Source organism: Leptospira borgpetersenii serovar Javanica (genome assembly GCF_003046425.1).
GTDB lineage: Bacteria > Spirochaetota > Leptospiria > Leptospirales > Leptospiraceae > Leptospira > Leptospira borgpetersenii.
In genome coordinates this window covers 16,446-31,909 of the sequence record NZ_QAJG01000035.1, presented here as the reverse complement: position 1 = coordinate 31,909, position 15,464 = coordinate 16,446, and the positions used below count along the sequence as shown (strand labels likewise).

10 protein-coding genes and 1 pseudogene are annotated in these 15,464 nt (G+C 40.3%); 6 read left to right on the top strand and 5 right to left on the bottom strand.

The annotated features are described in order from the left end of the window. Nucleotides 1–968 precede the first annotated feature (968 nt). Both CLV95_RS17310 and CLV95_RS17305 read left to right on the top strand, forming a co-directional pair. Nucleotides 969–2,396, top strand: coding sequence for an APC family permease (locus CLV95_RS17310; RefSeq protein WP_026053973.1), 1,428 nt, complete (start codon nucleotides 969–971; stop codon nucleotides 2,394–2,396). Beyond that, complete coding sequence (locus CLV95_RS17305; RefSeq protein ID WP_020764995.1) at nucleotides 2,393–2,809, top strand: hypothetical protein; 417 nt, start codon at nucleotides 2,393–2,395, stop codon at nucleotides 2,807–2,809. Before CLV95_RS17310 ends, CLV95_RS17305 begins: the two co-directional genes overlap by 4 nt. 703 nt (nucleotides 2,810–3,512) lie before the next feature. Here the strand turns inward: CLV95_RS17305 and CLV95_RS19545 are convergent. Then, nucleotides 3,513–3,770: a hypothetical protein gene (locus CLV95_RS19545; RefSeq protein WP_016748900.1), complete on the bottom strand. Its 258-nt coding sequence runs from the start codon at nucleotides 3,768–3,770 to the stop codon at nucleotides 3,513–3,515. Here CLV95_RS19545 and CLV95_RS17295 point away from each other — a divergent pair. Continuing rightward, the gene (locus tag CLV95_RS17295; protein WP_002725266.1) at nucleotides 3,753–3,959 is read left to right on the top strand and encodes an integrase core domain-containing protein; all 207 of its coding nucleotides are present in this window, start codon (nucleotides 3,753–3,755) and stop codon (nucleotides 3,957–3,959) included. The two genes, CLV95_RS19545 and CLV95_RS17295, sit on opposite strands and share 18 nt — an antisense overlap. A 374-nt stretch (nucleotides 3,960–4,333) precedes the next feature. On the opposite strand, the gene CLV95_RS17290 is transcribed toward CLV95_RS17295, so the two are convergent. Together CLV95_RS17290 and CLV95_RS17285 are read right to left on the bottom strand one after the other, a co-directional pair. Next, nucleotides 4,334–5,536, bottom strand: a complete 1,203-nt coding sequence (locus CLV95_RS17290; RefSeq protein ID WP_369747116.1) for a glycosyl hydrolase family 18 protein — start codon at nucleotides 5,534–5,536, stop codon at nucleotides 4,334–4,336. Nucleotides 5,537–6,145: 609 nt separating this feature from the next. Next, complete coding sequence (locus tag CLV95_RS17285; RefSeq protein ID WP_002735158.1) at nucleotides 6,146–6,559, bottom strand: hypothetical protein; 414 nt, start codon at nucleotides 6,557–6,559, stop codon at nucleotides 6,146–6,148. 614 nt (nucleotides 6,560–7,173) lie between these two features. Here CLV95_RS17285 and bcp point away from each other — a divergent pair. Both bcp and CLV95_RS17270 read left to right on the top strand, forming a co-directional pair. Further along, nucleotides 7,174–7,653 (top strand): thioredoxin-dependent thiol peroxidase, encoded by a 480-nt coding sequence (gene bcp, locus CLV95_RS17275; RefSeq protein ID WP_002737630.1) that lies wholly within the window; start codon nucleotides 7,174–7,176, stop codon nucleotides 7,651–7,653. Beyond that, a complete protein-coding gene (locus CLV95_RS17270) occupies nucleotides 7,650–9,137 on the top strand; it encodes a leucyl aminopeptidase family protein (RefSeq protein WP_002735199.1) in 1,488 nt (495 codons plus the stop codon). Before bcp ends, CLV95_RS17270 begins: the two co-directional genes overlap by 4 nt. A gap of 482 nt (nucleotides 9,138–9,619) precedes the next feature. Here CLV95_RS17270 and CLV95_RS17260 read toward each other — a convergent pair whose 3' ends face one another. Further along, entirely contained in the window at nucleotides 9,620–10,795 is a 1,176-nt protein-coding gene (locus CLV95_RS17260; protein WP_002735170.1) for a DUF1343 domain-containing protein, read from the bottom strand. A gap of 127 nt (nucleotides 10,796–10,922) precedes the next feature. Here CLV95_RS17260 and CLV95_RS17255 point away from each other — a divergent pair, with 127 nt between their 5' ends. Beyond that, on the top strand, nucleotides 10,923–13,448 hold the full coding sequence (locus CLV95_RS17255; protein ID WP_002735196.1) for a cyclic nucleotide-binding domain-containing protein: 2,526 nt from the start codon (nucleotides 10,923–10,925) through the stop codon (nucleotides 13,446–13,448). A 96-nt stretch (nucleotides 13,449–13,544) separates the two neighbouring features. Here the strand turns inward: CLV95_RS17255 and CLV95_RS17250 are convergent. Beyond that, nucleotides 13,545–15,464 (bottom strand): annotated as a pseudogene (locus tag CLV95_RS17250) (hypothetical protein).

Here is a 15,464-nt window from a genome sequence, read left to right as displayed (position 1 = left end):
TTGTTAAAGATCTTCCGCGTTTCCCAAGGTCGAATCTTTTAACCCGGTCTGTCAAATTCAACAAACGAAGAAAAGAAGCAACTTAGTTGTTCGCTCCAGCTATCTCACATTAAAATAGCGGTAAGGACCAAAATATAAATCGCATCTGCCTAGTCAAATAGATTTTACAAAAATTCTTCGCTTTTCTTTGAAATTGAAAAGAAACAATTGAATTGTTATTCTGTTTATTACTCCGACCTCTCCAAATTCTTAAGAAAATCAGCTTCAATCATTTGATAAGTTCGTAATTAAATTATAGGAGTTCCCATAGAAATCGTCGCTGGCGGCTTTCCTGTCGTTTAAAATTGTAGTAGTTCCTACATTCTAAGATTTTAAGATCAGCTCTTAATTTGAAGAAAATTAGGATTTTCTTTTCTCTTGGATCTTTTAGGGATTCATTTTGATGATTGGATGAAATAATTTTTTGAAAAGTATAGATTTGCTTTGTTTAGAAAAGAATCGGCCACTATCCTTTTGTGAATTGTGATTCTAAATAAAGAAGACATAATTCTTTACCGAAAATAGTACGCAGCCGGAGTTCCGACCATAGAAAAAAATAAGAGTGTGTCCCAAAACCATTCGATCTTATCGGAATCCTCGCGGATTACTGCAATTGTTCCTACGTTTTGGAACACACTCTAAATATTCTCTACAAAAGAATCCAGAAAAACGAAGAACCTCTCCCGTTCCTTTCCTGCCCAAACCATAAATAAATGAAACATCGCAAATTGGACAACACATCCATTTTTAGCGAAAAGTTTTAGAAAAGTATGCTTATCCGTTTTCGTTTGGAAGAATAGATCTTAACACAATAAAATCCCCAATAACCTTAAACGGAAAAATCCTTGTTTGCGAAAACGAGACTACCATGCTGTCAGAAAACGATGCAACTCAAAAGATCCCTCAATCTATTTGATTCCATATCCCTCATGTTCAGCTCCATGGTAGGGCCGGGAATATTTATCACTACAGGTTATATTCTCCATCAAGTCCCAAATCCGAACATCGTTTTACTCGCTTGGATTTTAGGAGGCTTTCTTGCAGTTGCAGGTGCAATGTCTTATGCAAAATCCGCTTCTCTTTTTCCATATGCAGGAGGAGATTACGTCTATCTTAAGGAAGCATATTCACCGATTGTAGCATTTGCCAGTGGATGGCTTTCTCTTTCGATTAATTTTTCCGCTTCAATATCCTTATCCGCATTAGCATTCTCTAAATCGTTTTTTTCTTTGTTCAATCTATCTTGGGATGTTTATTTTTTTGAATTTCCGTTCTTAGGGCTCACTATCTCAATTGGTACCGCTCAAATCTTAGCAATGTGCGCCATTCTTCTTTTTACAATCATAAACTTCTTTGGAATTTCTACGGCTTCCAGAATTCAGAATTTATTCACAAGTGTAAAAATTCTGGGCTTAGTAAGTTTTGTAATTTTGGGGTTCATCATCGGAAATTACGATACGTCTCGTTTTCGGCCCTTCTCTCTATTACCATCGAGCTTAGGTGGAATGGAACTTTTACTTGCAGGAGTAATTCCTGTGACATACTCGTATCTGGGCTGGAATATGATCACTTATGTAGCCGAAGAAGTCAAAAATCCGGATAGGAATATCTACAAAGCCGTTTTGTATTCCTGCGCGTTAGTCACCATTCTCTATATTTTCATCAACTTCCTCTTTTTAAGTTCCGCACCTATTTCCGAATTATCGGGAGATAAAATCGGAATTACCGCATCTTCCTTTTTATTCGGGCCAAAAGCTACGATTTTTATTACTGCATTTATTTGCTGGGCGTTCCTCGGATCGATTTCCGCTTACATCATAGGAGGTTCGAGAATTTATTTTGCGATGGCGAGGGACGGATTCTTTTTTTCAAATATGGCCAAACTACATCCCAAGCATAAAAGTCCTTATATGTCCCTTCTTTTTCAGTGCGGGTACGCTTGTTTATTCTGTTTCGTGAAAGAAATTGAAAGTCTTCTTTATTTAATCACTTGTTCCACTTTACTACTCGCAACGATTACTTCTTACACACCTATTCTTTTTGAAAAAAAACACTACAAATTAAAGTTTAGAATTCCAGGATATCCTTATACAACTTACCTTTACATCGCTTCCAACGTCGGAATTATAGCAACTTTACTCTGGAACAAACCTACCGAAGCATTTTGGGGAATCGGGTTTACCCTCCTTTCCGTTCCTATGTACTACTACTTTAAAGCGACACAAGTATCTGCGGCAAAAGTTTCCATTCCCCTCGGTTCGGAGTCTTCGGAACTCTTAACAACCAGCCTACTCCCCGAAAACGAACCGGTTCCCGTCGTCAGCGGAAATCGTAATCCAAGCGAATTCCCTTTTTGAAGATAAAGTATCAACTTAAACTTCATTCCGCTTTAGGAATCATTTCAATTTTCCTTTTGAGTTGTAAAATTTTTCTCCCTACTCTTCTGTCTCCGATTTCATTCTTACCGCAAAATCTGTTTCTGATCTTGGGAAAAATCGGGATCTTCTTCGGGCTATCTGCATTCATCTCGGGTTGCGGTCTTGGAAATTATCTCTTTGTACAAAACTCAAAATATACCGAAATTCACATTATTCTTCTGTTAGCAGGTTTGATTTTGCAAATTCCCAGTGTTTCCGAAAACCATTCCAACTTTTATGCAAACATAGTAGCTAAGCTCGGATATCCTCTTCTTATCGCAGGCTGGATTTGCGGCAGAAAAATTCGTCGTAAAAATAACACTCCACAAAAACGTTGCCAAGTCGTCCATTAAGAAATTGTAAACTAAAATAATACTTAACGTGAGTCAACAAATGAGAAAGCGATTATTATGTTGCGATTCATATCAGAACCAGTCTTAAAACCTGAAGAAAATATCCCTAAACAATCTGACAAGTTTATAAAAAACGCGGGAATTTCCACAGAAACCGTCGCATTGGCGGGTTTCTCCCGTCGTTTAAAATTGTAGTAGCTTTTACATTCCTAAGATTTTGAGACCGGCTTATAGTCAAGGTTGCGGAAAAAGATAGATCTAAAAAAACATGGACATCTTGCATCCAAGAAGCCGGAATAACTTTAGATAAACTGAATATTAAGATAAACATCTCGGAAGCTTGTCGATATTTCGGAAAGTCTCGGCAGGCATTTTACCAAAAGTTCATGCCTAAAACGAGTAAGGCATTCATTTCAACAGAGGGCTGCTTCTTAATGAAGTGAGGAGAATTCGACATCTTTTGCCTGCAACGGGAGGCAGAAAACTTTATGAGATGTTAAAACCTGTTCTGCGAGAATCTTGCATCAAAATGGGCAGGGATAAGGTTTTTGGTCTTCTAAAGAGGAATCATTGTCTTTTGGAAAAACAAAGAAAATATGCGAGAACCATCAATTCAAATCACCCTTTTTCAAATATCCCAATTTAATCAATAATTTAATTCCAGCAGAAGCAAACCTGATCTGATCTTTGTTTCCGATATTACTTACATCAGAGTTAAAGACGGATTTGCATATCTCTCTTTGATAACGAATTTATATTCAAGAAAAATTGTAAGTTTCAAGCTGTATCCCTCTCTTGAAACGGAAGGACGCATCCATGCTTTGAAGATGGCTCTTGCACAAATACCAAAGGACAAAAAGTTATCCATCATTCTGATCGAGGCATTCAATTTTGTTCGAAGGATTACACAGATATTCTTTTCAACGAAGGCCACAGGATCAGCATGACCGAGGAAAATCATTGTTATGAAAACCCTGTCGCGGAAAGGATTAATAAAACCCTTAAATTCGAATTCGGGTTACATAATACTTTTAATTGTTTTAAAGAAGCTCAAATCGCCCTCAATCAAGCCGCCAGCCTTTACAACTCATTCAGGTTGCATCAGCATCTCTGTTATCTCACTCCTGATTTTGTTCATCAAACTGCATAATTTCTGTCAACTTGATTTTAGGAGTTTACAATTTCTTCGAAAAGCAGTTTGCTTTTCTATCTTCGTAAGCTGTATTCTCAATTCGTGATGTACCATCACTCCCGCTTCTGTCCTCTGCCTAGAACGAGCGAAGCGAAGTTCGTCCATCCTCAGTCCTCTGAACGGACAGGCCCTTAGTTCCTTCTATTGATTTTCTTGTTTGTGGTTCATGTTCGCATCCAACCCACGGTTTTTAAACCCAAAAGGGCGCCATTTGTCTAAACTCAATTTCCAAGAATACATAATAAAATCAGAATATTCTTTACAAACAGAAACTTGTAATCCTTTACGCCGATCTCATGTTAGAATTCACTATCACTAAACATTGATCCTTTTCAAAAGAAGGAAGCTTTCCGATCCTCGCGTTTATTTTCAGCCATTGCCTTTAGATAAGAATGAATTTCGGGATCGTTATCCTGAATCAGTTGCCAAAAAGAAAATCCTCGAATTTTATACTTCTTTAACAGATTCATCTTCGTTTCGAAGGATCGTTTGTTCATATAAAAGGCAACTCGATCGCAACCTCCCAGAGTATACCAAAGAGAAGGATCGTCATAAATCCGCCCTTCGTGACGGTATAAATAGGGTCGCAGATAAATCCAATCTCCGGATTTCTTAATTTCCTTGAAAATTTTAGACACATCGGTCGGCTCTTCATATCTTGGATTCCAATTCATTTTAATATATTGCGCTCTGGAATAGAATACCGCTTTGGAAGGGATATCACAGTTCAGAGACCAATCATACCCGTAAGTTGGAATGGCCATATATAATTTTGAATTAGGAATTCTTTGTGTAGAATATTCTAATATTCTTTCAATCCACCAGGTCGGAGCTTGAGGTCCCGGCCCAGGAAATGCGTTTTTCCTAGGATGCAATTCGTACGCCATAATTTTGACCTTATCCGCGACCTTTCCCAAAAATTCATAGTCATGAGAAAGTTGCCCTCGATAAGTCTCATAAAAATCCACCTGCATCTTCTTTCCGTTTTCTTTGCAATAATACTCGGAAGTCTTTTCTGCAAAGGTTTTCGGATGAATCGCAACTGATAAAATTTTCTTCTTCTTTTTCAATTCCTCAGATAATAGGGATAAAAAATTCTCAAAACTATCCCTCTTATCACAGGTCATTCCCTCGTAGTCGATATCGATTCCATCATAACCGTAAATTTCGATCTCTTTTATGATTTGTTGTATGTGATAATCGCGGACCTTCGTATTTCCTTTGAACCCGATCGCATCCGATACTTTTTCAAAATCGTTTTCCCAACGAAATATGGTAGGTATAATTTTGGTTTTAGGAGAGATCGTTCTCAAAGCCCAAATGTAAACTTCTTGCGCCCGGGGATTCCAAACTGATTTGATATTACCCGTATTGCTTCTACCGCCTTCCAAGGTATAAAGAAAAGGATGTATCTCGTCGTATAATCGTATGTTTTGTGTCATCGCGACGATATCCGAAGACCAAGTGGAAGCAAGAAATTCCTTTTTTTGATTTCCGTCTTCGAAAATATTAAAAAAAATTAATATATCTAAGATACCTTTAGGCAAATGAAATCGGTCGTTTATCAACTCCCAAGTTTCCCCCGCAAAGTATTTTAAATTTTGAAGCTCGGAGCCATAATTCTCCGAAATCAGAACCTCTTTTTTTAAAGGTCTTTGGTTGAGGCGTAACGACAGTATGGCCGCTATCGCAATACTTAGGATCGAAATAAAAATAAGTTTAAGTTTCAAGGCGATGATTTTTGGAATGAACTATAATTTTGAACCAATCTAATTTGAGGATTACACACTGAAAAGTGAATTCCAATTTTCTTTTATTCACAGGAAATCCATTAAAAAATTCCCCTCAAAAGCCGATTCCAACATTGGTCGTCGTCCTTTTGATTCAAGAAATTATTTTCAAATATATTTTGTCTTAGTAGAATTCGAAAAAGCGTATACCCAAGGAGTATAAACTTAAAGCCCGCTTTTAAAACTTGAATGAAATTCTTTTTACAAATGAACTTGTAAACGATACGCCTTGTCGCAAATCATATGGGTACAATTTTTTCAGAAATATAGAATGGAATTTATCGCCCTTATACGAAACGGCTTCCTAACCGAAATAACATCGGAAAAATTCTTTTGAAAGAGATCCGAATGATTTTAGATTTGGATTCCTCTTTTTTTCAGGATATCTAGGGCGGTTTGCCGCAACAATGGATGGATCTGAAACTCGGAAGCCTCCGGAAAACCGGAACCGGTCGCAACTCCAGATACCGTTGGATCTGTCGGCTCTGACTTAAATTTATCGGCTCCGACCCACTGACTGAAGGCCCAGATCATTCTTTGGAAAATTTCATCAATCCGTTTTTGATATCCGGCTTTTTTATAATAACCGTATGCAAGTAAGGGCATTTTCTTTTCATACATAAAATGATCCCCTAAACGAACCAGCCCATCTTTATATTCCGCTTTTATAAAAAGATCTCTAGCCTTTCGGATATCACCCTCGTTGAAAGCTCGATTGCCCTCTCGAATCATTTCCGCCCTTTCTCTGGAACCCATATTTAAAACCATCGGACATTTTTCGGATTTTCGCAAGTCAAAAATGGAGAGAATATATTTACCAACATTCTCCGACTTGAACCGGCACCATATCTCAGAATACGAAAAACTACGATTTAAAGTAGAGAAATGAATGTGAAGTTTACGTTTTTACAGAGACGATTTCTTTCTCCATGACGCCGGTAAAACGAACTTCCCTAAAATCAGGCGGAGTTCCGACCATATCTAAAATTTATACTTTTTTCAGAACTCTCTTGCAAAGGCCGACCTCTAAAAAAATAATTCTAAGTAACGTGAGTTCGGTGGAATAAATGCGAAAGCGATTGCAGCAGAAATTCCGAAGGAATTGGAGCATTATGTTGCGACCTGAAACGGCGCCCCTTAGGAAGCCGTTTCACTGAGCTTAGGCAGTAACATTGAGTTAAAGCGCGGTCCAGCCTTTGCAAGCAAAGGCTGGATTCGCCCAAACTTTCTTAAGCGCGTCCCAAAACCCGCGGAGCGACCCTTAGGGAGCAAACGCGCTTTCGTTTTCTGCTTTGTCAGAAAGATCAAACTGCAAGGTTCTGTCCCAGTTTTTGGACAAAACTTATATCGAATTCTCGTTAAGATATCAGAAAGAGGAAATCATGAACGAACTAAAAGTAGGTTCCAAGGCTCCGAATTTTGCGGGGATTAACGAAAAAGGGGAAAAAGTGAAACTATCAGAACTAACCGGGCCGAAAGGAATCGTACTTTATTTTTATCCAAAAGATCAAACACCCGGTTGCACTACCGAAGCCTGCGATTTTAGAGACAATTTTTCTAGAATCAAAAAAACAGGATTTAACGTGGTCGGAGTTTCGAAAGACAGCGTAAAATCTCATCAGAAATTCATTGAAAAACAGGAGCTAAACTTCACTCTGATTTCCGATGAAGATGGAAAAATTTGCGAAGACTATGGAGTCTGGCAATTAAAGAAGTTCATGGGAAAAGAATTCATGGGAATCGTACGTTCCACATTTCTTATCGGAACCGACGGAAAAATCCTTAAAGTATATCCCAAGGTAAGCGTAAAAGGACACGTTGATGAAATCCTTTCAGACATCAAAGCACTGGAGAAAAAATGAAACTGGATAAGAATAAAATCCAAACCTCGATCGGAAAAAATCCTTCTAAGACCTTTTATAAATTACAACTTCTCTTGAAGGATCATTTTCCCGAGAATTTAAAAACGAAATATCCGCTTCAAACCTCCTCCGGAATTTTTACGGGAGATAACGGACAAATATTCACGGACGAGACCGAAAAAATCATCTACTTAGGGTTAGGTGATTCTTCCAAAGTAAAAACGAGAGGGATCGCACAGCACTTTTTTCAATTCGGAGAAAAACTCAGAAAATGGAACGGAGTGGGCCTTGAAATTCATCTTCCGAAAATTCTTACTACCACACTTCCCGCAAATCTGCTCATCTACCAAATCATAAACTCTCTAGAGCAAGGAGCTTATGCGATCAACGTTCTCGCCAAGGAATTCAAAGAAAACTCCAAAAAAATCGGAAATGTTTCCTTTATTCTCCAAGACGCGGCAAAAATAAAAGAGGCTGAAAAAGGGCTCAAACGGGGAAAAGTGGTCAGCCGTTACGTCAACGGAGCCCGCTTTATCGCACATCTTCCCGCAAATCATTTCACACCGGAAGACTTCGTTTCCAGATCGAAAGAAATCGCAAAGGAAAACGGACTTAAAATCACCGTCTTTGACGAACCTCAATTGAAAAAAGAAAAGATGGGAGGAATTCTCTCCGTCTGCGAAGGTTCGGATAAAAAGGCAAAGATGATTCTTTTGGAATATACTCCCGCAAAACCGAGCACCAAGAAAAAACTCGCGATCATCGGAAAAGGTCTTACCTTTGATTCTGGAGGAATCAGTATCAAACCCGCACAAGACATGCACGAAATGAAATACGATATGTGCGGAGCAGCCGCGGCCATTCACGCGATCGGTGCAATCGCCGAATTAGGATTAGGTGTTCCGGTTATCGCAGCAATCGGAGTCGCGGAGAATATGCCGGATGCGGCCGCGATCAAACCGGGGGACGTTTACACGGCTCACAACGGAATTACGGTAGAAGTTCAAAATACGGATGCGGAAGGTCGTCTGGTTTTAGGAGATGTCCTCTCCTACGTCGGAAAAAAATTCAAACCGGACTACATGTTGGATCTTGCCACTCTAACGGGAGCGATCATCATCTCCCTTGGACACGAAGCCGCCGGAGTCATGAGTAATTCGGAACCTCTCACAAATCTACTCAAAGAAGCATCGGCTTCTTCGGATGAAAGAATCTGGGAAATGCCTCTTTGGGAAGAATATTCCGAAGACCTAAAGAGCGATATCGCGGATATTCGTAACGTTGCGGGACGGGCGGGCGGTTCTTTATCCGCCGCAAAATTCTTAGAAAGATTCGTGGATCCCCAAATCGCTTGGGCACACATCGACATCGCAGGAGCGGCCTGGAGAAAAAAGGCGTCCGGAACTCAGATCGGAAACGGACCGACCGGATACGGGGTTCGATTATTGGTAGATCTGGCCGAGAGAATCGGGAAAAAGAAATAGAAAGTCTAACTCGTACATTAGATTTATGTGTTGAATCCATCTTCCGCCGAATAGTTTACGGTTTCTTAAAGAGCTCAAACCGCGCAAGTGATTCGCTTGCGACTAATTCAACGAAACGTTTTCCACAGATCCCGTTCGATCATACGTCACTTTGATCTCTGATGCGGATATTTTTCTCAATGAAAAAATCTTTCTTAAAAAAAAATGGATTTAATTTTTTATATCCTTATCAAAAAAGAATCGGAATAGGAACCTATCTTAACTTTCGCCGATCAATTTCAAAAACGAATCTTAACTTTAAATCGATCTTCAAAATCCTTTGTCTTGTGAAAATCTACGATGATATTTCTATCGAAGTTTTGGGAAAGTTCTAAAAAACCAGAGCTATCTTAAAAACGTTCGGCTATATAGAAAGATCGTCATATCATATTAGAAACCACTTTTAAACGATTTATAAGCGAGTTTTGAAATAAATTCCGATTTTAAATAAGCTTCATCGCCTTACATTTTTTCACCCATAGCAACTCTTGTTCATTCAGATATTCAAATATAAAAGAATCAGAATATTCTCCGCCTAGATAATCGAGCAAGAAACGATCCCCTACAAGCAATTCAATCGCGGTAAGATCGGATCTAAATTCGTATGCGCCCGACCTGTAAACAAAGTCGTTCGGATATTCTTCCCTCAACATTCGGATCAATTTTAAGGTGAAAAATAGACTGTGAAACTTCTCCGGTTCTTTCAACAAGATTTGAAAACCGCCGCAGATTTCGTCCTTATGTTTATGGAAGGTAGGAATAAATTTCAAAGGCCTTAAAATCACGCTCCCCCTTTGAGATTTTTCCAATGCTTTTCGAATATGTTCTTTCTGCTCGTCGATGTAAGGAGCTCCGAACGTTTCAAAAGGCCTCGTAGTTCCCCTCCCTTCGGAAAGATTAGTACCTTCCAAAAGACATTGCCCAGAATAAACATAACAAGTGGAGAAAAACGGAATATTCGGGGAAGGTGGAATCCAAAGAAATTCGGAATCTTTTTTTTCATACCATCCCTTGTTTACGATCCGGATTTTTAGGTTTAAGGAAAATTCTTTTTGATAATAAGAAAGCAGCCCTCCCGGAGTCAAGCCATGACGGTGTAAAACGCTTCTGACCCCGACAAAGGATTCGAATTCTTTTTGCAAAGGAGAACCTTCGACTTTTTTTCCCGCCGGATTAGGCGAATCGAAAACGACTACGGAAATTTCCGTTTTTCCGGAAGAATTCCACTTATTGATCTCTTCTAAAAAATAATACGCAGTCGTTAGAAAGGTATAATAACGCGCGCCCGTATCTCTTATGTCTATGATGACTACATCCAAGCCGTCCAAAGAAACCGAATCGGGTACCAAGCTGGATTCTTGATCTCCGTAAAGGTTGATAAACTCCACTTCGTCCAGATCGTATCTCAAACTTGAACCGGAAACCTGATCCTGAAGTTCCGCAAAAAGCCCGTGTTCCGGGAGGAATATTTTTTTCAGATCGTAACGTCTGTGGATGATTTGAAAGTGGTATTCTCCATCCGGCCCGAAAGCACTCTGATTTGTGATCATTCCGATTCTGGAACCACGAAGTAGCTTTTCTATTTGATTCATTCTTCCGATATGGTCTTTAAGAGGCATAAGGAGTCAAGTTGAACGAGAATCACGCTAAAAACTAAAAAAGTAAAATCCGGTTTTTTAACGTCTTCTCAAAAAAATTGTTTTCTCTATGGAGAAGAAATAGTTTCTTTTTCATTAAAACCTTGATATGACATTTGATCCTTCAGTTCCACAACAACAAACCAAAGTCCCTGCGGGAACGTTATTATTTGCGGAAGGTTCTTCCGCAAACACTCTGAACGTGCTTCACGGTGGAACGATTCGTTACCTGACCGAAGTCCCCGGAGGAAGAAAACTCGAACTTTTTAAACTAAACGGCGCCAACCTGACTCCCGGATCCGTAGCTCTTTTTACAAACGGGAGATATCCTTTCCACATTCAAGCGGAAGAAGCCTGTGTGATTTCCACTTACACGATGAATCGGGACACGATTGGAAAAAGTGTGGGGTCGCGCGTTTCTTTAGGACTGATGGTCGCACGAACTCTTCTTCGAGAGATCACGGAACTTTTTAAAAAATCCAACCAGATCCGAAAGATCACTTCGGATATCGAAAAGGTAAACGACAACCTTTCCATTCTCTACTACCAATTTAATCCGAGCGTATTTCCGGACATCAAACCCGGCTCTCCGATCCCTGAGGTTTCGGATGACGTAGTCGATCCAGTTATGCGTCTTTGTCGGGAGAATTTGAAATTATTTTTTGACAATGGTGGCCTTTTACCCGACAGGCCGAGTCCTCAGTTTTTAGAAGAGGAACACGAATCTCAACTTACGAGATTGTATCCGGAAGAAATCGATTTTCAGGACGGAGAATTCGGTTTTATTCGGAAGCTCATCGTGCAGGATCCTAAAGTCCTGAACGTGTTATTCGCCGCTGACTCTTCCATGCTCCTCTATGTTTGTTCCAAACTAGCGAACGTATTGGATCAGATTTCCGGGATCCTCAAGACCTGTCTAACCGATCTAGACGAAGCATTCTGCAGATTCTTCGTAGGAGAAAGTAGCCTCGTAGAAAAATTCTATCTCATCTTAGACATCACCATGTCGGGATACGGAACTGCTCCCGTGGAGTACGTAGTACCCGTGTTAGGTGCAATTGCGGGAAAAATCGAAAAGTATAAAAATGGCCACCAGGCACTTTTTGGAATCCCGGTCGCCAATCTTTCTCCGAACACACAAGCCTTTCAATCCAAGGCGAGTTCGTTGATGAAGAAATTCGAAGAAACCTCCCCGAAAGTACAAACGCCCTCCCCTTCTTCAGTCGCAGCAGGCGTGGATATCAATGCGATCCGTCAGGAACTCGATAATTCCGCATCGGTCATCATCCAATTCTCCGGTTTAGAAGCAGAAAAGGTAAAAGAATTTTCCGCCTTGATGGTTAAAGTGAAAAGTCTGAAAAATCCTCTCGATCCGGAAGGCGATAATAGAAAAATCAGAAGAACTCTTGGAAGACATTACTGGGATATGTATCAGGAATGTTTTGTGAAGTACATGAATTCCAATCGAAACGTTCCCAAAGCAGTCGAGCTGATGCTGAAATACGGTTATTTCGACGAGACGATGGTGGACGACTCTCAGATCGCCTTCATGTATACTCAAAAGGATTCTGCAAATCCCGCATCGGATATTCCGATTTCACTCGGAACGGAATGGTTGGAAAAAGTCTATAAAAGAGAAGTTCCAACTTCCTTGGATGAGATGGGGCAGAACTTTTTCGAAAAGGTGAAGCTGGAAAATAGAAACCTCCCTATCAAAAAAGAATCGGATATCCCGCCCGAATTGGACAATCCGGATACAAGACTCAAGTTCGAGTTCGCTTCTCTTTACGAGGCTAACGTTAGACTCACTTCGGGTAGTCCAGCGACCCACTTTCCGATTTTGACCAAGTTTCACAGCCAGATGGCGATTGATAAATCGTACGTTTCCAAAGAGATTCTACGGGAAGTGATCCAAGAACTGATGGGGATCGATTATTCCGTTTTCCATCGGGAAGTCATATACAATAACAACGAATTAGGAATCACCAAAGAATTCATTCAAAAATGTGTGATTCCCGATTTTATCTTAGTCCCTTCGATCGGAACCAAAGTAATGATGTGGCAGGATCTTTCCATTCACAGAGGAGCCGGCTCTAAAGAAAGTCCGGGAAGAATCGTACTTCCTATTTTTGCACAAGGGGATTTAAAGACGATGGTCGCCGACGCTCTTGCCGCATTTCGTTGGGAATTGACTAAATCCATTCTCGGCGCGGAATGGAATAACGTGGGAAACCCCTCGATTACTGCGGATTATACGGATTACATTCAATTCTTTAAGAAGAACAAAGACCTTTCGATGGAGATCAAAGAAAAGCTGGCTTCCGATTTCAAGCGTTTCCGAAATGATCGGGATATATTTGCAAACGACTATCAACTCTGGATAAAATACGAAGCCGACGGGGTTCAAAGACTCAACAAAGTGGTGCGTGGAATTTTTTACAGACACATTCCTTTCAGCAGACAGGTCCGGGATAAGGTAGCAAAAACTCCGGCTTTTGCCGAAATTCACAACCGATTCATCAACATTAGAAATCGCAAATATACCGAAATAGAAAACCGTTATAAAAAGTATCTCAACGCCTTGGGAAGTCTTCCCGATCCTCTGCGCGACAACTTGGAATTCTATCGCGTTTAAGTCTAGGATGACAGGCATTAAAGCTGGTAGCGTTACTCTTTTACCGTCAATATTCGAGCGCAGGAAGGTCCCTAACTTAAGGTATTTTAACCGATCTCAATATTCCACATCGATTTCTATTTCCCGAGACAGACAGATCAAAGCGGTCAAAGCGAAAATGGGAGAAACATGATTTACGTCCGTAGTTTGTATCGAATCAATAGCGCATTCCAAAAGAGTTGAAATTCTTTTTAATCCTAATGTTTCGGATTTTTGTATCAGCTGCCTCCAATGATTTATATTGTGAGATCGTTTTAAACCGACAAGATACACTTCGGAAATCATACATTTCAATTCGTCAATATACTCTTTCAAAGGATCGATTTCTCGAGGAGGTCGATCCAAAATTTGAAAGTTAGAGCCGATTGATTCGGATTTTGGATCCAAGTAAGGTTGTAACATTTTACGACTTCCGTCTTGTTCGATCACGAACGAGACCGGTCTTATCCGAAGTCGGCCCGTAATAACGTCAGCTATTCCGCATACGTAGCGCAGGGAAGAATCGTCTAACGCGTTCTTTATATTTTCCAAACCACCCGCCGCCTTCCCAAAATATGGAAGATAAACGTCCGCCGTCGATCCGTTCTTATCCGTCACTTCCAGATGAAACCGTTGTAAAACGGTATCGAAGTAAAAATCGTCGAATTGTTCGGTTTTAAAAACGTAAAAATTTCCGGCCGCCCAACGAGGCCCCAAAGATCGAGGTGGTTTTTCAGAAATGATCCTTATCGTTTTATGAAAATCATCGGAAAAAATCTTCGCACTTAAAGAATCAAAGTAAAACGTTTGAGGATTCAAAGTCGCTTTATTACTAAATTGTAATCTTCCTGCCGCCGTTTTTTTGATCGAAGACCCGATTATGGAGCTTTTTCCAAAATCTAAAAGTGAAAACCCTTTTAGAACCGGAATATTCCCTATTACCTCCTAGGAAGAGTTTTCTAAAAAACGTTCGTATAACAAGACTTCTTCGGACTTAGGATCCGCAAAGTAAGAGCGAATCACAAAACCCTTTTTCAAAACTTGGATTCCCGAGCCCAACCCAGTCAAACTTCGGGAGAGTAATTTCGAAGAATATATTTTCGTGTCCCCGCTGATTGCCAGAGGAGGAATCTCTTTCTGATTGGATTTCAACGCGTCCGTGCGAACAAACCATTCTCCTAAAAGATAAACGACTTGATCCGGGTCGAACAAAGAATCGTGTGAAACATACTTCGAATATTCTTCCTGTAATTCGGACAAAATATCCGCAGGCCATATCAGTCCCTCTTCGATACAAGAACGTTCCAACCGGGACAATCTATCTTTTAAATGTTCTCCGACTCCCTGGAATCCGAATAAGGTAATTTCTTTGAAAATTTCATCCGCACGATTCGTTATTTGCGGGGAAATATCGGTTTTTTGAACGTTTGTAGAAACGAGTTTCTTTTCCTCATACGTTATCCGAAATGCAAAGATCGCGATCGCTTGATCCGCTAAGGCTCCTTTGCAATCCACTCGAGCGTATCGAATATCGTTCGGCACGGGAAAGTGAACCGTTCCAATTCCGTGTATTTTAGCAAACGGGACGCCCGTCCGATCCAATTCCACAACAACACCCGAATCGAAAATGGATTTAGCTTTGGTAAAAGAAGAAGCCGATACAAAAGACCGTAGACTTTGATCCGTTACGTTTCCCGGATTCCAAACAACGCCCGGTTTGTAATCGACGCTTTGTTTTTGATAAGCGACGACCGTACGAATGATATGCCTGCAAACTCCCGTCGAAAAACAGGTGCAATCCGCTTCTTGAATCGGAAGCGATCCGGGTAAAACGCAAACAACCGAATCTTCCCAAACAACTTCGATATTTCCGTCTTCGGTTTCTTTCCATTCGCCTTTGATTCCGGATTCTATATCTTTTAAGGCCCGATTTACCGTTCCTTTGCTCGTTAAAATTTCCAATTCTTGTAAGGATAAAGAGAGAACGTCTTGGCGCAT

Bases quoted from the DNA above. Each gene is read 5' to 3' on its own strand.
- CLV95_RS17310 (WP_026053973.1), top strand. From the start codon at position 969: ATGTTCAGCTCCATGGTAGGGCCGGGAATATTTATCACTACAGGTTAT.
- CLV95_RS17295 (WP_002725266.1), top strand. From the start codon at position 3,753: ATGACCGAGGAAAATCATTGTTATGAAAACCCTGTCGCGGAAAGGATT.
- CLV95_RS19545 (WP_016748900.1), bottom strand. From the start codon at position 3,770: ATGATTTTCCTCGGTCATGCTGATCCTGTGGCCTTCGTTGAAAAGAAT.
- CLV95_RS17285 (WP_002735158.1), bottom strand. From the start codon at position 6,559: ATGGTTTTAAATATGGGTTCCAGAGAAAGGGCGGAAATGATTCGAGAG.
- bcp (WP_002737630.1), top strand. From the start codon at position 7,174: ATGAACGAACTAAAAGTAGGTTCCAAGGCTCCGAATTTTGCGGGGATT.
- CLV95_RS17270 (WP_002735199.1), top strand. From the start codon at position 7,650: ATGAAACTGGATAAGAATAAAATCCAAACCTCGATCGGAAAAAATCCT.
- CLV95_RS17260 (WP_002735170.1), bottom strand. From the start codon at position 10,795: ATGCCTCTTAAAGACCATATCGGAAGAATGAATCAAATAGAAAAGCTA.
- CLV95_RS17255 (WP_002735196.1), top strand. From the start codon at position 10,923: ATGACATTTGATCCTTCAGTTCCACAACAACAAACCAAAGTCCCTGCG.